We start from the raw sequence: 21262 nt of genomic DNA, 5'->3' as shown, positions 1-21262 counted from the left end.
AGATGAAAGAATTAAGTGTTTTATTGGCTGCCGTCTTGTTATCAAGCTGTGCCAGCATGCGTTATGGCAATTTCACCCAAATGGCTCAGGGCAAAGATGCTTATTTGGCGACAGATGCAGCTACTCAATTAACCCGAGTCTATCCCCCTGCTCAAAATACATTTTGTATTGGTCAGGCAGTCAACGATGGCTTTGGCTTAAGTCTTATTCAAAATTTGAGAAAAAAGGGCTATGGCATCAATGAAAATCAATGCCCTAAGAATAAAGCTAATTTTTTCTACGTTCTTGATGAGCTTAAACCTCAAAGTTACAGAGTAAGCCTTTTTGTAGGAATACAAACATTGAGCCGTCTATATGCAAAAAGCCGCGAAAATATCATCCCTGTCAGCGCATGGACTCATAAGGAATAAGAACTATGAATAAAAATAATGATTATTTGTCACCAGACAATTCACCGCAAAAGCTTGAAACCACAGGTGTAAAACGAGTAAATAATGTGCCACTCATGATTGCAATTGGTATTTTAACTCTTTTTGTGGTGCTCATCGCATTGGTTGCCAACAAACGGGCTAATGCGCAAAACCAGCCACAAGAAATAGCAAAGATTAAGAACCCTAAGAAAAATACCATGAGCCTTGCTAATGATGTGGTAGGAAATCATAAAACAGCAGTGATTCCGCCCCATAGCGGCACGATAGCTAATAATGAAACAGCTCCTTTGCCCATTCCTGAACAACTTTCTCATCAAGAAGATACTCTGACACAAGAGGTATCTGAAGCTGAAATCGAGCGTATTCGTCAGGAAAAAACTCAAGAATTTGAAGAGGCCGTCAAAGCTAAGTCATCCGTAATGGTAGATAACCCACGATTGAATAATCGCTACACTACTAAAACTTCCATGAATAGCAATGATATTACATTAAACATCGACCCTTCATCAGCATTTAAAGAGCAGCTCGCATTATTACAAGGAAGACAGGCCAAACCTATGCCACAAACATTAGGTGGTGAGGAAAATGAAATGCGCTGGCATTTAAATTCAACGCTGCAAAATCCGAACAGTCGATACGAACTAAGAGCTGGCAGTGTGATTCCAGGGGTAATGATTAGTGGTATTTCTTCAGAATTACCAGGTCAAATTATCGCTCAAGTATCACAAAACGTATATGACACCGCTACCGGAAAATATCTTTTAATACCTCAAGGAACGAAGATATTGGGACTTTATTCCAGTGATATCCCTTTTGGTCAGTCTTCCGTATTAGTGGCTTGGCAACGCCTGGTGTTTCCAGACAGTAAAGCACTGGATATCGGCTCTATGCCCGGTGCTGATAGTGCTGGATATGGTGGTTTTCGCGATCAGGTAGATCATCATTATGCACGAATTTATGGTTCAGCACTTTTAATGTCAGGCATTATTGCTGGCATTACTTATAGCCAAAATACCAATCAATCTAATCAATTCGGTTATGCCCAACCCACCGCGGGCAGCGTGATGAGTCAAGCTTTAGGGCAACAGTTGGGCGAGGTCACTTCCCAACTGGTTTCAAAAAACCTGAATGTGTCTCCCACCATAAACGTTCGCCCAGGTTATCGGTTCAATATCATCGTGGTGAAGGATTTAACGTTTAAACAGCCTTATCGTCAGTTTGCATAACAAAAAAGAGGAAATGTGATGAAACTTCGAATTCTATTTGTTTATTTATGGTCATTTAATGCCTTCTCAAATATGCCAGTGTTTGATTTACCCAATTATGTACAAAATGGAAAAATGCTACTGAATCAGATTAAAGAGTATAAAACGCAAGTCGATCAATACAAGAATCAGATGGACCAATATCAAAACATGTTAGACAACACCAAATCACTGACTTCCTTTGAATGGGATAATGCCAACTCTGTTATTAATAATTTGCTTGAGTCGACTGATACCATTGATTACTACAAGCAGGAAGCTGGCAGCCTTCAAGGATATCTGGACCGATTCCAAAGTCAGGAATACTACCAAAAGACCCCGTGTTTTAATGGCACGGGGCAATGTTCTGCTGAAGAACTTAGAAAAATCAAACAAAGCAGATTAGCGGCTTCTGTTGCTGAAAAACGCTCCAATGATGCCATGCTCAAAGGGATTGATAAACAACAACAGAGCTTAAAAAATGATTCTGCAAAGCTGCGTACGTTGCAATCTCAAGCACAAAGTGCTGCAGGCCAAAAACAGGCTCTCCAAGCCGCTTCTCAATTAGCAAGTAATCAATCCCATCAATTGCTTCAAATCAGAGGCGTGTTATTGGCGCAACAGAATGCCCAGGCAGTCAAAGATGCGGCGAATGCCAACAAAGAAGCAATACAGACTGCGGGAGATGAGCATTTCAGATCAGGGGCATATCATAAAAGCTCAGGAAAAAAATGGTAATCCATCATAAAAAGGAGAGGAAATGAAAGTTATATGTTTATCAATTTTGGTTCTTACTTGTGTCCTGTCAGGTTGCGACAGCGCTGAAACCGCATCTCAAAAAAAGGCTGAACATTTGGCTTCTCTAACATGCAACAGCTCAAGAGAGGGTCGAACTAAAGAAGAACTCCAAGCTATTGGTGATGCGTGTTTCCGTGGTGGTAGCTATTCCAAAAGCTCTGGTAAGACGTGGTGATGGTATGAATAAAAAAATAATCCCCTATTTAATTGCTCTTAGTTTGTTTGGGTTTTCCACATACTGCCATGCTCAGGGGCATGGCATGGATAGTCGTGATTTACTCGATAATATTTTACAACGTTTTGCCAGCACATCCGCGCTATGGAGCAAAACCATGTTGAGTTACGCAAGATATTTGTTCTGGTCTTTGGCCTCAATCAGTATGGTGTGGACTTACGGCTTGATGGCATTGCGAAGAGCAGACATTCAAGAATTCTTAGCTGAAACAGTACGGTTTTTTGTGGTTATCGGTTTTTTCTATTGGATTTTGGACAATGGGCCTGCAATTGCAAAAGCGATAATAGATTCCATGCGGCAACTTGCAGCCAAGGCTTCTGGGATTAATGAGCATGTCTCTCCTTCTGATATTGTGGATGTTGGGTTTGATATTGTTTCAAAAGCCATAGACAGCTCATCCATCTGGTCTCCTGCAGCAACTACAGTAGGATTACTCGTTGCAGGGGTTATTCTGATTATATTAGCTTTAGTCAGTATCAATATGCTCATTATCTTAATCACCGCATGGATTTTAACTTATGGTGGCATTGTTTTATTAGGGTTTGGCGGTGGCCGTTGGACTCAGGACATTGCAATTAACTACTACAAAACTGTGTTGGGGATTGCATTACAAGCTTTTGCCATGATTTTAATTATTGGTATTGGTAAATCCTTTGTAGATCAATATTACGCTGCAATGTCTGAAAACATCATGCTTAAAGAAATGTTTGTCATGCTGGTAGTTGCCGTACTGTTACTGGTTCTTATTGACAAAATTCCGCCTGCCTTGGCTGGCATTGTGTCAGGAGGCGGTTCTGGTGGCGGCGGTGGGCTCGGTCTTGGTGGAGCTATGGGGGCTGCAGGAATTGCGGGTGCCGCCATGGCAGGCGCAGCAGGCACTGCACTTGCTCAAAGTGGTGGTGGATTATCCGCACTGAATGCCGCGTTTAAAGCAGCCAGTCAATCAACCAATTCTGGTGATACAAGTTCTCTGTCAGGAATGGATAAAGGCTCTAAAACTGGTGGTTTAGCTGAAGCCATGGGAACAGCTACCAAATTTGCAGGTTCTTTTAGTTCCCATTTAGCATCAGGTACTATGGATGTGGCTCGTGAAAAAGCAAACTCGGTTAAAGAGGCCATTGCAGACAAAATTGCTGACACAACAGGTGGGAAAATTGCTGAGGCAATTCAGAACAAGGTAGATTCATCTGCTTCTGAATCGCAAGAATCCAACGCACAAAATATTCTGTCTATGGGTACTCCTGGAGGTAGCTTTAGTTCAGGTACTGATACATCAGATGAGGTCAGTCAGTTTGTGAACCAAAAGGCATCGGGAGAGAGCCAATGAGCCAAAACAAACTGAATCAAGCCATAGGCCCCCAAGTCAGAGAAAAAAATCATAGCAAGACAAATAAAACGCATACCTGGTTAGTGATTTGTTCTTTTCTAATCAGCATGCAAATTGGCACGCAGTTTTTCGCGCATCAATTTCACTATGCTGATGTCCTAGGGGCTTCATTCGCCCATATTTATATGCCTTGGCAGATTTTTATCTGGGCTAGTAAATATCAATCCTATTACCCAGATTCTTTTAATGCTGCCTTTGGCCTCATTGTGATGATGGGTTGTCTGTTTTTAATGATGATCGTATTGGCTTCCAAATATTTTAAAAAGAACAATGTGAGTGATTACCTCCATGGTTCAGCCAGATGGGCTAATTGGGAAGACTTAAACAGTGCGAGCCTCATTGGACATGATGAAGGAGTTTATGTTGGGGCATTCGAAGATGACAAAGGAGAGATTCATTATTTGCGCCACAATGGGCCTGAGCATGTTTTAACCTATGCACCAACACGCTCAGGGAAAGGAGTTGGTCTAGTGATCCCTTCCCTTCTATCCTGGAAACAATCTTGCGTCATTACCGATTTAAAAGGTGAACTTTGGGCAATGACTGCTGGATGGCGTCAGAAACATGCTAACAACAAAGTCATTCGATTTGAACCGGCAACGTTAAAAGGAAGTGCACGCTGGAACCCACTAAATGAAATCAGAGTCGGTACGGAATCAGAGGTCGGTGACGTGCAAAATTTGGCAACACTTGTAGTTGATCCCGATGGTAAAGGATTGGAAACGCATTGGCAGAAGACCTCTCAAGCCCTTTTGGTTGGTTTTATTCTGCATGCGATTTATAAACTGAAAAACCAGGGAGAACCAGCTACATTTCCCAATATTGACCGTATGCTGGTTGATCCCAATATTAATATTGCCGACCTGCTCATTGAAATGACGCAATACCCGCATATTGAAGGCAAAACCCATCCTGTTATTTCAGCCTCTGCGCGTGACATGATAGACCGCCCCGAAGAAGAAGCAGGTTCTGTATTATCTACTTTAAAATCTTATTTGGCGTTATACCGAGATCCGGTGGTAGCACATAACGTCTCGTCTTCCGATTTTTGTATTCGAGATTTGATGAACCATGAAAATCCTGTGAGTCTCTATATTGTTACTCAACCTAATGACAAGGCCAGGCTTCAACCTCTGGTTAGAGTAATGATTAATATGATAGTAAGACTATTGGCAGACAAAATGGAATTTGAGCGTATATCCAATGACAAAGGATTATCTTATGTGAGCGCTAAAAAAACGTATAAACATCGACTGCTTTGCATGATTGATGAATTTCCTAGCCTTGGAAAACTCGATATTCTACAAGAGTCATTAGCTTTTGTTGCAGGTTATGGTTTAAAGTTTTACTTAATTTGCCAGGACATTAATCAGCTTAAAAGCCGTGAACGTGGTTATGGGCCTGATGAGACCATCACTTCTAATTGCCACATCCAAAATGCTTATCCACCCAACAGGGTTGAAACAGCAGAACATCTTTCCAAGCTGACAGGTCAAACAACTATTGTTAAAGAACACATCACTACCAGTGGGAAACGCTTTTCTACGTTCTTAAATCAAATATCAAAAACCATTCAAGAAATATCGAGACCTCTTTTAACTGTTGATGAGTGCCTGCGTATGCCAGGCCCCAAAAAAGATTCTAATGGCCTGATTATTGAAGCTGGGGATATGGTTGTTTATGCAGCGGGCTTCCCTGCCATTTATGGTAAACAACCGCTTTATTTTAAAGATCCAGTCTTCATGGCTAGGGCATCTGTAGAGGCTCCTGCTCAATCAGATATGTTACGTGTTCGTTTAAGTGAAGATGAGATGATCCGATTATGAAAAAACTATCCGTCATAATCGCTATTTTTCTGATAAGCACTATTGCTGCAGGTATGTTATTCCATTCTATGGGCTTTAAGATAAATCTTACTGAGTCCATTCCTATAGGCTTATATCGCATCACCGGCACAGAGCCACTAAAAAATGCTTATGTGATTTTTTGCCCAGATGATAGGAAAACTTTCAGATTAGCCAAGAACAGAGGTTATATAGACCCTGGTCTTTATTGCAATGGATATGGCTATTTAATGAAAAAAATAGTGGCTGTATCTGGCGATGTCCTCTCTACGACAAATGAAGGAGTTTATGTGAATCAAATGCTAACTCCTTATTCAAAACCAAAATTACAGGATGGAATGAACCGCACTTTACCTCAATGGCAGGTAATGAATTATCAACTTCAAGAAGATGAAATCATGACGATGACCAGTCAAAGCGAATGGTCATTCGATGGTCGATATTATGGTCTTGTTCACACAAGACAAATCAAGGGAATGATCACACCCATATGGGTAATTAATAAACGGGAGAAAACCACATGAATCATGAAACCGAGCTAATGGATGTGATTTCAGAAAAGTTCGAGGATTTAGTAATCCCTGGCTTTCTTGTCGAGGTCAGTCCGATAGAAGCAGACATCATGGGCGCATTTTTTGAAGATGCACTCAATGAAGAAGACGCGATGGAGGCTATTTATGACTAAAATGCCTTACCATCAAGTCGTTGCCAATCAAATTATTGAGAGCCTGAAAGCAGGAACAGCACCTTGGCTAAAACCATGGGAGCCAGGCACAGGTAATGGTCAAGTTCCTTATAATCCGATAACAGGAAAACGTTATCGCGGGATTAATGCATTGTATTTAATGCTGAACCAAAGTGATGACAATCGCTGGTTAACTTACAAACAAGCACAAAGCATGGATGCGCAAGTGCGCAAGGGAGAAAAAGGCACGACGATTCAGTATTGGAAATTTCATGAAGAACAAATCAAACAAGATGATGCTGGTAAACCTGTGCTTGATGAGCACGGTAATCCATTAAAAGTGCAGGTGAATCTTGAACGACCCAAGGTGTTTTATTCAACAGTATTTCATGCCTCACAGATTGATAATATGCCCGAACTCATTACAAAAGAGCCGGACTGGTCCTTAATTGAAAGAGCAGAAAAACTACTGCATAACTCTGGCGCCACCATTATTCATTCTGAAGCGGACAGAGCATTTTACAGATTATCGACTGATAGCATTCATCTTCCGCCAAAAGAGCAATTTAAATCTGCAGCAAACTATTATGCCACTGCCCTGCATGAGCTTGGGCATTGGAGCGGTCATCCTTCCAGACTGGATAGAGATTTAGGTCATCCTTTTGGTTCAGATGCCTACGCCAAAGAAGAATTGAGAGCAGAAATTGCAAGCATGCTTTTAGGTGCTGAGCTTGGTATAGGCCATGCCCCTTCTCAACACACGGCATATATCAAATCGTGGATTCAAGTTCTGGAAGATGAGCCTTTAGAAATATTCAGAGCATCTGCGGATGCAGAAAAAATAGTTAGTCACCTGGGTGCTTTTGAGCAAACCCAAGACATTCAACTAACAGAACTTATTGAAATCAAGGATGAGAAACTTAAAGAGGTAGCCTTTATGACGCCTGAAAACATCACTTCTGAAAAGGTCTGGTTAAGCATCCCCTTCAAACAAAAAGAGAGTGCTAAATCCACAATAGGAAAACTCACTGATGGAACACCAGGTATTGCTTGGGATAAAGTTCAAAAATGTTGGTATGCAAATCCTGGTGTTCCTGTTGAGAAAATCAAAGCCTGGCTTCCTGAAAATCAAATACTAACCCAGGATAAAGCGCTTATACCAGAAGATGAATTTAAGGCGGCATTGGTGAGCCTTGGTGCTATTGTTTCAGGTGGGCATCCAATTATGGATGGTAAACCTCATCGCATAGCTACAGAGGGTGATAAAAACGGTGAAAAGGCAGGATTTTATGTGGCCCATTTAGATGGTATTCCGGCTGGATATATTAAAAATAATCGAACTGGTGACGAACTTAATTGGAAATGTAAGGGTTACATTTTAACTGATGAACAGAAGACAACGCTTAAGGCAGAAGCACTCGAGCAACAACAAACTCGCCAACGTGAGCTTGAAGCTAAGCAAAAAAGTACTGCATTAAGACTCAAAGAAAAATTATCGATGATGACAGAGATTTTGGAACCCACACCTTATATGCAGGCCAAAGGTATTCAGGTTCATTCTGGCGCCTATACGGATGAAGAAAGAAAACTAACCTGTATTCCAGCAACAGATTGCCAAGGTACACTTTGGACTGTTCAATACATTGCCGAAGATGGAACCAAACGCTTTGCAAAAGATTCAAGAAAGGAAGGCAGTTTTCATGTATTGGGTGGCCTAGAAAAACTTTCAGGAACGCCTGTCATTGTTATTGCTGAAGGTTATGCTACAGCTGCAACTATAAAAGAGGCAACCGGGCTACCTATTGTTGTCTCTGCCTTTGACTCCGGTAATCTCAAACCAGTCGCTAAAGCGCTACATGATAAATATCCCAATACTCCAATTATTGTGGCTGCAGATGATGACAAACACCTTGAGTTAACAAAAGGTATTAACCCTGGGAAAGAAAAAGGAAAAGAAGCAGCTGATTCAGTTAATGGCTTCATCATTCTACCGACCTTTGCTCCGGGAGAGCAGTTATCAAACCCCCGACAATTTAGCGATTTTAATGATCTGGCTAACAACAGTAAGTTAGGGCTCGAGGGAGTGAAACGACAATTAAAATCAAAAATTTATAGATATGCTAAGTTAAATAGCCGTTTGCTATTATCGCAAAAGACCAATGTGGCTCATATTGCATAAATTCATTTCAAATGGCAACAGCTGATCAGTTCAGTTGTTGCCAAAACTACCCATATCCTCATAATGACGCATCTAGGTAAGTACTATTCTTAGTTATGAGCGACTAAAATACTCTCTAAAAGCAGCTTAATCCTTAAAGATGGTGTTTAACGTCAATGATGGCTTGTTAAGTCTGGTAATTTAATATCCTGATAAGTCATCAGAGTCATCATCCCAGTCTCTTGATGATAAAGCATATGACAATGCATCATCCAGTTGCCCGGATTATCGGAATCAAATTGAACCTTAACAGTTGATTTCGGCAACACCAAAACCGTGTCGTGCAACAGACCATCACTTATCTTTTTCCCATCAATCTCAGTCACTTCAAAGACATGACCATGCAAATGCATGGGATGAGCCATCATCGTTTTATTATTGAAGACAAGTTCAACCCGTTTGTTTTTCTGAACCGTTAATGGTTTTATTTCAGGCCATTTTTGATTGTTAATTGTCCACACATAGGACATCATATCGCCTTCTAAATTGACTGTAAGCGTTTGTCCAGGAGTTTTAGCTGACATTGGCTGTAAGGCCTTAAATTTAAATTCCTGATCATAGTTTAAAGCGCCAGCTTTATTTGACGTTTTTTCATTTAGTTTAGGGATATTCGCTTTAGGCGTTGTAAGTATTAAACCTGTTTGCATCGCAGTCCCTTCTCCTTGCGCAAGAATAGGATATGCGTTTTCACCTTGGGGAATGGTCACCAAAACATCAATCCGCTGTCCCACAGCCAGTTGAAATTGATTGGATTCTACTGGTTTAATCGCTTGCCCATCAATAGCAATCGCCTTTCCTTTTAAAATGCCTGTATTGATAAAAAAATTAGACATTGCAGAGCCTGCGATAAACCTTAACCGAACAGTATCTCCTTGATGAACGGGAACAATTTCTGGATTCTTTAACGTTTTATAGTTGGTTAGGAATGCATCATAATTGACATCATTTAAATCGGCTTCGGGTTGGCTCATAGGCATAGAAGACATGCCATTTCCATGATGCATGTGGGTCATTTGTCCCTTCTTTAACTCACTTAAAATCACTTCTGGTTTTTTATAGCTAAAATCGCCAATGAATAAAGTAACCTCTTTCTCACTTGCCTTATCTTTTGCATCGGAGATAATCAAAGGTGCTGATAAAAATTGTTGTACCTGCAAATCATGGTGCGAATGCATCCAATAAGTCCCAGATTGTTTGAGCAAGAAATGATAATGAAACTCACCGCCTGGGGGAATAGGTGCTTGCGTCACATAGGGCACTCCATCTTGGTCATTTGGTACAATGAGGCCGTGCCAATGTAACACTGTGGGCTTATCAGTCTGATTTTTTACAATGGCATCAAACATGTCGCCTTTAACCCCATGATATCCCCAAGTACCATCAGGCTGCTCGATTCGAAATAATTCAGTAGGTTTACCATCCACTTCGGTTTGATATTTTTTAATCAACAACACGGTGGGTTTAGTCACTGTATGTGAGGTCGGATTTTGAACTGCAAGGACTTGCCCAACATACAGGGCATTTAATGCAAGTATTGCTTGAACGCAAAAAGATAATTTCATAAAAATACTCTTAATTAGATGATGAGATTTGATAAAGGGCACGTAATTGGCTTAATATTTTTTCCAATTTATCCCAATTGGCTTGAGTTCCCTCTTTATCGTTTGCATCCCCTGTTTTATCAAGACGAGTGGCCAATTGCCCTACATAACTTAAATTTGTTTGTAATATTTTTTTCTGCTCTTCAGATAAATCCTTGCTTAAAGCAGGCAGTGCATTGACTAAATCGCGAATAGCAAAAGCATGCTCATGAATGGAGGTGAGTTGATTGTCTTTTAATGCCTGATTAATCGACACCGCTTGCTCATCAATGGCTTTCCAAATGGCTGGGATAGTTGATGGAATGGTTACTTTGGACGCTTCGCTTGTATCGGCAAAGAGTTCTATAGGTATTGTCCAAATAAAAAAGCTCATTATCAAACTAAACCACTTTAACTTACGGTTGCATTGTTTTTGGTTCATGGTGTTTCTCCTTATTGGTTTCATCTAAAGATTGATGTCTTTCCCGCCATTGTTCAATGGCGTTATAGACCGTGGGAACAACAAACATATTGAGCACGGTTGAAGTCAATAGCCCTCCCAATAGTACTTGTGCCAAAGGACGCTCTAACTCTTTACCGGCGGGTGAACCCCAAAGGAGCGGGAAAAGACCAAGGGCTGCGGTAGCCGCTGTCATAAGTACCGGCACTAATCTATCGAGTGTCCCATCAATGACCACTTGCTCTCGAGTTTTTCCCTGCAACCGCAATTGATTGTAGTGGCTCACTAAAATAATCCCATTGCGTGCCGCAATCCCAAATAAGGTAATAAAACCAATCATGGCTGCCACACTCATCTCACCACTGGCGATAAAAAGTGATATCACCCCACCGATTAACGCCAAAGGTAAATTAAACATCACCAATAAAGCTTCTCTTAAGGTACCAAAGGCTTTATGCAGTAAGACCAGCATAATGAAAATAACTAAAGCACCAAAGGTAATAATCACTTTAGAAGCTTGTTGCTGGCTTTCAAATTGCCCGCCGTATTGGATAAAATAGCCTGCGGGTAGTTTTATTTTTTCCTGTACCTCTTGTTCTACATCAGCAATGACACTGCCTAAATCTCGTCCTTGTACGTTAAAGCCAATGACCAATAACCGCTGCACATTCTCCCGATTAATGGCAAAGGGTTGGGGCTCTACTTTAATATCAGCCACAGCCCGCAAAGGCACTTGACCAGAAGTTCCCTCGGCTTGGCCATGTGCGTCAATCAACATGTCTTGAATGGCTTTAATGCTATCTCGTCCAGGTTTATCCATACGAAGGTACAAATCAAAGGTACGCTGTCCTTCCAAAACATTCGAAACACTGACTCCATTTAAAAGTACTTGTACGTCTTCAGAAATTTGCCCTACATTGACCCCATAACGTGCCGCCTTTTCTCGGTCAATTTTAATGATGAGTTGCGGTACATTAATCTGCTGCTCTTTATTGACATCAACAACACCCGGAACAGATTTTAAAACAGTCTCTAAAGATTGACCTAATTCATTGAGCGTCGTTAAATTATCACCAAATAACTTCACCGCCACTTGGGCACGAACCCCTGAAAGCACTTCATCCATACGATGGGCAATGAACTGACCCACATTAAACATCGCACCTGGAATATTGGCTAAATCAGCACGAATTCGTCGTAATAGCTCATCAGGTGGCATCGATTTGTCTCTAGTAAAATCAAGTCGGACATCAAATTCGCTGACATTAGGGGGTAGCGCATCTTCATCCAACTCACTGCGACCTGCGCGTTGGGAAATCGAGATGACTTGTGGGTAGCGCATTAAGGATTTTTGCACCTGTTGTCCCAAACGCATCGACTCTTCTAATGAAGTTCCTGGCAATGTGCTCATAGCAATAATGAAATTTCCCTCATGAAACTCCGGTAAAAAGGACTTACCAAAAAAGGGAAGTAGGGTTAATGCAAACAAAAAAGCAGCCAGTGCCATCACAACCACAGCTTTAACATGCGATAAAGACCAGTGCAGTGCTGTTAGAAAATGCCTTTTAAGAAACAGGACAAACCGGGTTTCAGACTCTTTCTCATGCTCCGTTTTTTGCTCTACCCCATAATGACGCTCACGCTGAGATAAGCCATGTAGACTCACTTCAGAGTCTTCTGCTTTTTCTTTGCCACGAACCAATAAAAGGTAACAAAGCGCCGGAACCATGGTAATCGATACCACCAAAGAACCCAAGACAGAGGCAATATAGGCAATGGCCAAGGGGCTAAAAATACGCTCAGCAATCCCTGATAAAAAGAAAATAGGCAAAAAGACAAGGCTAATAATAATGGTGGCATAAACAACCGAACTTCGTATCTCAAGTACCGCATCAAACACCACTTCAATGGCAGGTAAAGGATGGAGTTCTTGACGGTTTACTCTTAAACGGTGCACCACATTCTCAACCGTGATGATGCCATCATCTACGACCTCGCCAATCGCAATGGCCATCCCACCAAGTGTCATTGAGTTAATCCCAATGCCAAAATAGTGAAGCACCAATAAACCAATGACAAAGGATACAGGCATGGACAGAAAGGTAATAAATGAGGCACGCCAATTCATTAAAAACACAAAAAGCACCGCAATGACAATGATTGCCCCTTCAAGAAGAGCGCGAGATAGATTATGAATCGCTGATTCAATAAAATTGGCTTGACGAAAGACTTCCGTTTCTAACGCCACCCCTGCGGGGAGAGTGAGTTTGATGTTTTTTAGCGCTTGCTCCACTTTAGCCGTGGTTGTCACCGTATCGGCACCATAGGCTTTGGAAATGGTGCCAATCACCGCGAGCTTTCCATTGTAAGCACCATCACCGCGCTTTATTTCACCACCAAAAGCAACGGTAGCTACATTATTAATCGTGATAGGAATTCCTTTTCGTACCACAATGGCGGTTTTTTTAATGTCTTCTAAGGACTGGATTCGCCCCATAGTTCCGACCACAAGCTCGCTACCGGCTTGGTGAATAAAAGCGCCAGGTACGTTTTGATTCGCAGTGGTTAACGCCTGGCGTACTTCTTCGATGGTAATCCCATAAGAAAGCATGCGCTCAGGAATTAAACGCACTTGGTATTGCTTGACCTCCCCACCAAGTGACACGACGGCCGCAACCCCACCTAATGCTAGAATTCGGGGTCTGATGGTCCAATCTGAAATGGTGCGTAATGTTTCAGGACTTACCGTATCACTGATTAAGGCATATTTGACAAGCCAACCCACTGCAGAGGTTACCGGTAACATCACTGGAGGATTAACCCCGGGTGGGAGTCGATTACTGACTTGTTGAATACGTTCATTTACCAGTTGTCGATTACGGTAAATATCCGTTCGGTCATCAAAAACCACGGTAATGGTGGATAAACCTACCGATGTTTTAGAGCGAACACTGGCTACACCTGGTGTGCCATTAATCGCACTTTCCAATGGATAAGTAATTAGCGTTTCCACATCTTGGGTGGCCATGCCCGGCGCTTCGGTTTGCACCACCACCTGTGGAGGGGCAAATTCCGGGAATACATCTACTGGCATTTGTTTTAAGGTGTAACCACCTAAAAGACACAGCACGAGCGTTAAAGCTAAAATCAAAAGGCGATTATGAAGCGACCAGGCAATTAAGCGTGTAAACATTAGTGAGGCTCCTTATCACCAGATTTTTTAGTGCCGCCACCACTTAGAGATAATGTGTACAATTCTCGATTACCCTGCGTGACCACCTCATCGCCAGGAACTAAACCTTCTTTAATTTCAGTATACTTATCATCACGAGCCCCAAGGCTAACCACCGTCCTCTCATAGGCTGTGCCATTCTTCACAAACACAAAGGTGGCATTATCAATTTCCAGTATGGCGTTATTAGGTACCGTAAGTGCTGCCTGAGTAAATCGTAATACCACGTTGGCACGTACAAACATGCCGGGTTTTAATAATCCCTCTTTATTATCAAGACTAATTTGGACGTTCACGGTGCGCGTTAAGGGATCTAAATTTGGTTCAACAAGCGTTATTTTTCCAGGAAAAATACGCTTGGAATAACTTAAAACATGCACATTCACATCCAACCCTACTTTAATCTTGCCCAAATCCTCTTCATACACTTGAACAATAGCGAGCACTTGCTCACGATTACTGATGTGAAATAAAACGGTGTTGGGTTCTACCGCTTGCCCCAAATTCACATTGCGTGCATCAATAACACCTGAAATAGGCGCTTTTACCGCGACACTAGGTGGAGGATCACCAACTAGGCGAGATTGTACCGTGGCCAATGTTTGGCCTTTGGTGACACTGTCCCCAAGATTGCTCACAATATCAGTCACGGCACCACTAATACGCACACTGACATCGGCCTGTGCATTGGGCAGTAATTGGATTTGACCATTTAATGCTAACAAGTCAGCCATGGGGCGCGGCGTGGCTTCGGAGACCTGAATATCCAGCATTTTGGTTTGTTCAGGAGTTAATGTAACCGACTGGGCTGGGCCTGACGTGCTGACTTCAATTTCGTCTCCATGCGCCATTAGCAATGACGAATGAAAGAAAATACCCAGTAAAACAATAAACCACACTCTTTGGCGGATGGAGTTAAATGTATGAATCATTTGGTCACGTCCTTTGTTAAGGATAAATACGAGCAGAATCCGTTTGTATGGGGTGCTCCAATAGCCGTACATAAGGCAACATAAGATTGAAAATATTGGCCAATGGTCGTTAAGTAGGCCATTTGTACATCATTTTGTTGCCTTTGCACCTGCAAGACATTCAAAAAAGAAACTTGTCCATTTTGATAGGCTTCACGAGCAAGTTTCACGTTTTCAAGCCCTAAACGAAGGGAGGTGCCTTGCGTTTGCGCGACACTAGTTTTAAGAGCATTAAGCTGGCCATAATTGCTCGTAACCTCTGTTTCAATCGTGAGATTTAAAGCATCTACTGAGATCATGGCTTGAGTTCCAGTTGCGGAGGCCTCCATAATTCGCCCTTGATTGCGATTGAGTAAAGGCAGAGGAATGGATAAGGAAACCCCTAATGTGCGATCAGCTGGTTGCGGTAACCCGCCTTCCACAACGATTTTATCTTGTTGCACTCCAGCACCAAGAGTCCAATCAGCAAAGCGCTCAGCTTGGGCTAAACGTCTATCGGCCATGGCGCGTTGTCCAGCAAGTAGCAAAGCCCTCCTGTCAGGACGATTACTGAGGGCGTGATTGATTAAGTTTCCTAATGGAGGAATGCCTTTTGCTATCCTAATCGTTTTTTTAACGTTCAGTGGCGAATTGGGTGTTTGACCAATGAGTTGATTTAAAAGGGCATATTGGCTAATTAGCTGACTTTTTAACAGTTGTTTTTCTTGAGTAATACGTGCGTATTCAATGCGAGCCGAATTATCATCCAATTTAGAAATTTCAGCGGCATGGTAGCGATTATGAATAACACGCACCAACTCTTGATTTATCTTTTGTAAATAATTTAATTGTTGCATGCGGTTCTCTGCGATGACCACCGCATAATATGCATTAGCAACTTTGGCACTTAACTGCCGGGTCGCCTCAAAAACCTCAGCCTGGGCGCGAAGAATATCAATGCGTGCCACTGTTTTTTGCTTGGCAATACGACCTGATATGGGAAAGGCCTGGTTAAAGCTGATACTTCGCGAATATTCACCCTCGTTATTAAATAATCGGTCGTCGTTGTTATTTAAATTAATATTGGGATTTGACCATAATCCTGCTTGTACCAAGCGTGCCTCGGCAATAGAGATGGCAAAACGCGCTGCTTTTAAATCCTTGTTCTGTTGAATTGCCAGTTGTGTCAGCTCTTTGAGATTCAACGGGGATTTTGCATGTGCTAATACAGGCATTAACAGTGTCAGCCCTATCACAAAATACTTAAAACCCCTTTTCTGATTCATCATGTACATTCTGTCCCTAATATTAATTAAATTAATTTAATTATTTTTCCTATCATGTCAGCTTCTTGCGCAAACGCAAAGCATTGGCAATCACCGACACAGAACTTAATGCCATGGCAGCACCAGCTATCATAGGATTTAGTAATAAGCCTGTAAATGGGAAAAGAACACCTGCCGCGATGGGCACGCCCAGCGCATTGTAAATAAAAGCAAAAAAAAGATTTTGATGGATGTTCTTTACTGTATGCACCGATAATTCATAAGCCTCTACCAGTTTATTTAAATCACCTGCTAATAAGGTAATGCCGGCACTTTCAATTGCTACATCACTTCCGGTTCCCATCGCAATACCAATATTGGCTTTTGCCAAGGCAATGGCATCATTCACCCCATCACCAACCATGGCAACCACATGCCCTTCCTGTTGCAATTGAGCAATCATATTGCTTTTTTCATCGGGCAAGACTTCGGCAATAACCCTTTGAATACCTACTTGTCGAGCTACTGCTTTGGCATTAATGGCATTATCACCGGTGAGCATAATGACTTGTATACCTTTTTTGATAAGCGTGGCGACAGCATCGTGGCTTGACTCTTTAATGCGGTCAGCGACCACAAAAACACCTGCGAACTGCTTATTAACTGTCAAATAAATCAAAGTAGCCCCTTCTTCTTGGGCCTTCAACGCCGCATCAGGAATTTGCTCGGCAGGAACCAAAAGCCACTGTGCATTACCAATGGCAACGCTTTTTCCATCGATTTTTGCTTGAGCGCCTTTTCCTCTAACTGCAATAAAATCCGTAGCTTCTCTTAAAGTAATTTGACGTGTTTGCGCTTCATCACGTAGTGCTTTGGCTAGTGGGTGCTCACTGTGACGCTCAAGAGATGCCGCGAGACTCAAAAGCTCCTGTTCTTGCCAACTAGCAATTGGAATAACTTGGGTTAACGCCGGATGACCTTGGGTCAATGTTCCTGTTTTATCGACAACCAGGGTGTTGATTGTTCTTAATTGCTCCAAAGAAGCAGCGTTTTTAATTAAAATACCGCGTCGTGCGCCTTCTCCTATCCCAACCATAATGGACATGGGGGTTGCAAGACCCAAAGCACAAGGGCATGCAATGATTAATACGGAGATGGCAGCGATTAAGCCATAACTTAAGGAAGGCGAGGGGCCTACTAAAAACCAAACAAGAAACGCAATCAATGCGATTGCTAAAACAATAGGCACAAACCAAGCAGAAACAGCATCTGCCAAGCGTTGAATAGGGGCCTGGCTGCGTTGGGCCTCACTGACTTGGGAGATAATGCGGGCAAGTAACGTGTCTTTGCCTATGTGTGCTGCTTTGATAACAAGGCTTCCTTGTTGATTCAGTGTCCCACCAATCACCGTATTGCCAACTTCTTTGGCGACAGGCATAGGTTCACCTGTGAGCATGGATTCATCCACATCACTTTGACCTTGAATTACTTCTCCATCAACCGGGATTTTTTCACCAGGGCGTACCAGCAATCTATTACCTACCGTTACTTCATCAAGAGAGATGTCCTCCTCATTTTCGCCGTCATTTAATCGATGAGCAATTGTTGGACTTAAATGAAGCAATGCACGAATGGCATCTCCGGTGCGCTCACGCGCTTTTAATTCCAACACTTGGCCTAAAAGCACCAAAGTCGTAATCACTGCTGCAGCTTCAAAATAGACTGGCATCATGCCATCGCCTTGCATATGCAGGGGAAGTAGTTGTGGAAAAAGAACGACTGCCAAGCTATACCCCCAGGCAACACCAGTGCCCAAAGCAATCAGGGTAAACATATTCAGATGATGGGTGCGAAGAGACTGCCATCCTCTTAAAAAGAAAGGCCAACCACAGCCCCAAACCACCAGCGTTGCAAGTATAGCTTGAGTCCATAACGATAGAGACATTGGAATTAATGGGCTTAACCAACGCTCACCCATGCTCAAGAAAATGACTGGAATACTTGCTATAGATGCAATGATAAAACGCCAGAACATATTGTGATACTCGGGATTTCTTTGTTCTGTTATGCTCACCTGCTCTGGCTCCAGCGCCATACCACATAGTGGGCAAGTTCCTGGTTTGTCTTGGCGGATTTGTGGATGCATAGGGCAGGTGTAAATTACATGATCTGATGTTATCTCAAATTGGGACATAGGTGCATGATGATGCTGATGAGCACAACAACTATGCCCTTCTTTGTGGTGTTTAGCATCCTGGTTTTGTGTATTCATCATCCACCTCAGTCGTATTTTTTTAGTAATGCCATAATCTCATCCATTTTTTCCTGACGCGACTCAGAAGTTCCATGGCAGGCGACCTCATTAAGGCAGTTTAAAACATGGCGCTCAAGCACACCCAATTCAATAGTTTTTACTGCATTACGAACAGCGCGTAACTGAGAAAGGATATCCACGCAGTAGCGTTGTTCTTCAATCATCCGCTTAATGCCTTCGAGTTGTCCGGTTACTCTATTAAGTCGAGACAACTCTTCATGATGCTTAGGGTGTTTTGACATATAATTCTCCAATATACCCCTATAGGTATATACCCTTGGTGGGTATATTGTCAAGAAAAATGCACCATTTTTAGTCTGAGGAATAATTATTGACTTCAAACTTTCAATAGGAAATTGGTTTAATTTGGTTCTTGTAATGCTTTCTATTTGTCTTTAATCGAGAAACTTCCCGTCGCACATGGTTATCAAATTTGAATCCTTGCCGCTCCAGGTGATCATGTGCATTATCCGGCAATAACACTTGACCTCTTCCGGTGAGCTGAACCAGATCGCATTTGGACAGGTTTCGCAAGCTGTTGTGATCTTTGGCTGGCGAGCCTTGTCTAATGCTGAAAGAGTTGGGCTTTGTGCTACCCCTTTTCTTTCCAGTGGCTGTTCCAGCAGCCTCATGGCCTCCTGAAGTTCTTCCTCGATGGCTTTGTCGGTTTGCTCTTGATTGATCATGGGATTTCTCCTGTTCAAAATTTAGTTTTTGACGTTGATTTTCCAAATCCAAATCAGCAAAAGTGATTGGCATTTGATATTGAATAACAATCTGCAAGATAATCTTTTTAAATAATGGAGACCCATTCACACAAATACAGTCACCATAGCGCTGCCTTGCCATTTCCAAGGCTCGTTTAAGCGCAGGAATAGACCCGCCTTTAGAAATGATAATTTCCTTTCCATTGTCCCTAATAATACTGTTATCTTTTTTATAAATCTCCGTACCTTCTTTAGTAACCAAGTCGATTTGTCCAAAATTTAAAGAGGAAGAAAAAGAAGGGCCTGATCCTGATATGGTGTAATCATGTTTATTTTTACGATTACGATACCGCATTGCCATTAAAGCATTTTGGTCACCGCCTTGTGCTTTTTGTTTCAGCCAGTCAGCCCAGGTTTTGTTTTGATAAGAATCTAATAACTGACTACGTTCTTTTGCATAATTTTTTCTTATGTTCTCAATCTCATTAAGCAGCGTTTTGTTTATATGTTGATAGAGGTACTTTTTCTGTACTTCAGAAAGGTTCATTAACTTCAAAGCCGCTCGTTTAATTCGTCCTCGCTTTTTCGCCTTTTCAATAAGTTTTGTTTTGGCCTCACGCAACTTTTTAAGCTTGTCTGAAACGAAACTTTTATTGTGTGATTTTTCATGCTGATATTTAGCATAGAGATTGGTGCCAAGTACCTTTTTATTTAATGGTTCATAATGATAAACATTTGATGCAGTTCCATCGTCTTCTGGGTGCGATGGTACGAATGAACCTAGCTTGGATTCGAGATTTTTTTTAGCAAAAATTCTGGAAATTGAACTTGCTTTAACAGTAAGCCCTTGGACATTGCAGAACACAAAACCATTGGCTTTAATTCGAATTATCAACCCATGTTCTGTCAAAATACTATGAATCTCCTTCCAACTACTGGCAGCCTCGATTTTTTCCTTACAATAGCGTTTCATCCAATTAATTAAGCTTTCAATACCTGAATGATGCTCCATATCGTCAGCAAGATTTTCTGAATGGTTTTTACGGGTTTGATGATTGGTTATTTGAAGACCTAATTCAATTTCTAGCTTGGATGCGACTTCAGCAAAAATCTTATATGCCCTGAAAGGTTCAATCATATTAAAGGTTTGAGGATGAATTTTATTAATCGCAACATGAATGTGAAGATTGTCTGTGTCATGATGAACAACTGAGATTCTTTGGTGTTCTTTAAATCCAATCGATGATGCCACTGTATCTTCAATTTCCTGTAAAATTTGAGCCGAAGGGTTTTCTCCTGGAGCAAAAGAAATAAGCATGTGATACGTTTTATCTCCAGTCGCTCTTTGGTTTTTAGCTTGCGTAGCCAAAACCTCTTGAACAGCCCAAATGGGATCGATACTGTTACAGTTTGATAACCTGACCTTGCCCACTCGCTCCTGTTTATTTTGTTGATTACATAGGTATTTAACAAGACCTGAAAAACTACTAAGCCTTGTTTTCTTCATGGGAATATGGCGAATAATCATAATTTTTTCACCACTTCCAACATTGCATCCTGGGTAGCTTGAATACGATTTAATAATGTTTTAACTGTTTGGAGGTCAAAATGTGCAACGCGTTTATCCTGAGTCAGCCATAGTTTTAACAGTCCACCGAGCCGTCCTAAGTCTCCATTTATCTTGGCTAGTTGCAGCACATAATCCTTATCAACACTACTTTGAATTTGATAACCGAGACTAATCCTTCTTAAATACTCGGCAATTGAAAGCCCAGCTGTGGCTGCATTCGATTTAATCTGAGTTTCTTCGGAAGGCAAAACAGGTACGCGAAGATGGCGACCATTTTTTCTGGTGGGTGTTTTAAGCTTCTCGTCCATAAGGATGCCGACCTCTTAATTAAGTGGTTATGCA

General features: G+C 41.8%; 18 protein-coding genes. 9 read left to right on the top strand and 9 right to left on the bottom strand.

From position 1 onward, the window contains the following. The first annotated feature begins 2 nt into the window (after nucleotides 1-2). Genes B094_RS0103625 through B094_RS0103590 form a run of 9 tightly spaced genes read left to right on the top strand, consistent with a single transcriptional unit; the run spans nucleotide 3 to nucleotide 8803 of the window. Entirely contained in the window at nucleotides 3-410 is a 408-nt protein-coding gene (locus B094_RS0103625) for a conjugal transfer protein TrbH (protein WP_018576436.1), read from the top strand. Between the two features lie 5 nt (nucleotides 411-415). Continuing rightward, nucleotides 416-1657 carry a TrbI/VirB10 family protein gene (locus B094_RS0103620; RefSeq protein ID WP_018576435.1) on the top strand — a complete coding sequence of 414 codons (1242 nt, stop codon included), beginning with the start codon at nucleotides 416-418 and terminating at the stop codon, nucleotides 1655-1657. 18 nt (nucleotides 1658-1675) lie between these two features. Continuing rightward, the gene (gene trbJ, locus B094_RS0103615; protein WP_018576434.1) at nucleotides 1676-2413 is read left to right on the top strand and encodes a P-type conjugative transfer protein TrbJ; all 738 of its coding nucleotides are present in this window, start codon (nucleotides 1676-1678) and stop codon (nucleotides 2411-2413) included. A gap of 22 nt (nucleotides 2414-2435) precedes the next feature. Next, nucleotides 2436-2648: a hypothetical protein gene (locus tag B094_RS17560; RefSeq protein ID WP_081621025.1), complete on the top strand. Its 213-nt coding sequence runs from the start codon at nucleotides 2436-2438 to the stop codon at nucleotides 2646-2648. Nucleotides 2649-2652: 4 nt separating this feature from the next. Further along, nucleotides 2653-4035, top strand: coding sequence for a P-type conjugative transfer protein TrbL (gene trbL / locus B094_RS0103610; RefSeq protein ID WP_026253860.1), 1383 nt, complete (start codon nucleotides 2653-2655; stop codon nucleotides 4033-4035). Next, nucleotides 4032-5921, top strand: coding sequence for a type IV secretory system conjugative DNA transfer family protein (locus B094_RS0103605; RefSeq protein WP_018576432.1), 1890 nt, complete (start codon nucleotides 4032-4034; stop codon nucleotides 5919-5921). The genes trbL and B094_RS0103605 overlap by 4 nt, the downstream gene beginning before the upstream one ends. Beyond that, nucleotides 5918-6463: a conjugative transfer signal peptidase TraF gene (traF, locus tag B094_RS0103600; RefSeq protein ID WP_018576431.1), complete on the top strand. Its 546-nt coding sequence runs from the start codon at nucleotides 5918-5920 to the stop codon at nucleotides 6461-6463. Before B094_RS0103605 ends, traF begins: the two co-directional genes overlap by 4 nt. After that, nucleotides 6460-6624, top strand: a complete 165-nt coding sequence (locus B094_RS17420) for a hypothetical protein (protein WP_014842343.1) — start codon at nucleotides 6460-6462, stop codon at nucleotides 6622-6624. Before traF ends, B094_RS17420 begins: the two co-directional genes overlap by 4 nt. Next, nucleotides 6617-8803, top strand: a complete 2187-nt coding sequence (locus B094_RS0103590) for a zincin-like metallopeptidase domain-containing protein (RefSeq protein ID WP_018576430.1) — start codon at nucleotides 6617-6619, stop codon at nucleotides 8801-8803. Before B094_RS17420 ends, B094_RS0103590 begins: the two co-directional genes overlap by 8 nt. Before the next feature lie 152 nt (nucleotides 8804-8955). On the opposite strand, the gene B094_RS0103585 is transcribed toward B094_RS0103590, so the two are convergent. The 9 genes from B094_RS0103585 to traJ form a co-directional block, all read right to left on the bottom strand. After that, nucleotides 8956-10404 carry a multicopper oxidase family protein gene (locus tag B094_RS0103585; RefSeq protein ID WP_018576429.1) on the bottom strand — a complete coding sequence of 483 codons (1449 nt, stop codon included), beginning with the start codon at nucleotides 10402-10404 and terminating at the stop codon, nucleotides 8956-8958. A 10-nt stretch (nucleotides 10405-10414) separates the two neighbouring features. After that, entirely contained in the window at nucleotides 10415-10864 is a 450-nt protein-coding gene (locus B094_RS0103580; RefSeq protein WP_018576428.1) for a hypothetical protein, read from the bottom strand. Beyond that, nucleotides 10839-14075: an efflux RND transporter permease subunit gene (locus tag B094_RS0103575; protein WP_018576427.1), complete on the bottom strand. Its 3237-nt coding sequence runs from the start codon at nucleotides 14073-14075 to the stop codon at nucleotides 10839-10841. Before B094_RS0103575 ends, B094_RS0103580 begins: the two co-directional genes overlap by 26 nt. After that, nucleotides 14075-15046, bottom strand: a complete 972-nt coding sequence (locus B094_RS0103570) for an efflux RND transporter periplasmic adaptor subunit (RefSeq protein ID WP_018576426.1) — start codon at nucleotides 15044-15046, stop codon at nucleotides 14075-14077. Before B094_RS0103570 ends, B094_RS0103575 begins: the two co-directional genes overlap by 1 nt. Then, entirely contained in the window at nucleotides 15043-16353 is a 1311-nt protein-coding gene (locus tag B094_RS0103565) for a TolC family protein (protein WP_112220347.1), read from the bottom strand. The genes B094_RS0103570 and B094_RS0103565 overlap by 4 nt, the downstream gene beginning before the upstream one ends. Nucleotides 16354-16402: 49 nt before the next feature. After that, a complete protein-coding gene (locus B094_RS0103560; protein ID WP_018576424.1) occupies nucleotides 16403-18601 on the bottom strand; it encodes a copper-transporting P-type ATPase in 2199 nt (732 codons plus the stop codon). An 8-nt stretch (nucleotides 18602-18609) separates the two neighbouring features. Next, the gene (locus B094_RS0103555; RefSeq protein WP_018576423.1) at nucleotides 18610-18885 is read right to left on the bottom strand and encodes a metal-sensitive transcriptional regulator; all 276 of its coding nucleotides are present in this window, start codon (nucleotides 18883-18885) and stop codon (nucleotides 18610-18612) included. A 103-nt stretch (nucleotides 18886-18988) separates the two neighbouring features. Next, nucleotides 18989-20878, bottom strand: a complete 1890-nt coding sequence (gene traI / locus B094_RS0103550; protein WP_018576422.1) for a TraI/MobA(P) family conjugative relaxase — start codon at nucleotides 20876-20878, stop codon at nucleotides 18989-18991. Beyond that, nucleotides 20875-21228 (bottom strand): conjugal transfer transcriptional regulator TraJ, encoded by a 354-nt coding sequence (traJ, locus tag B094_RS0103545; RefSeq protein ID WP_018576421.1) that lies wholly within the window; start codon nucleotides 21226-21228, stop codon nucleotides 20875-20877. Before traJ ends, traI begins: the two co-directional genes overlap by 4 nt. Nucleotides 21229-21262: the final 34 nt, after the last annotated feature.

This window comes from Legionella shakespearei DSM 23087, from assembly GCF_000373765.1.
In the GTDB taxonomy this organism is placed as follows: Bacteria; Pseudomonadota; Gammaproteobacteria; order Legionellales; family Legionellaceae; genus Legionella; species Legionella shakespearei.
Note: the sequence above shows the minus strand (reverse complement) of the source record. Positions and strands in the feature narration are given on the sequence as shown.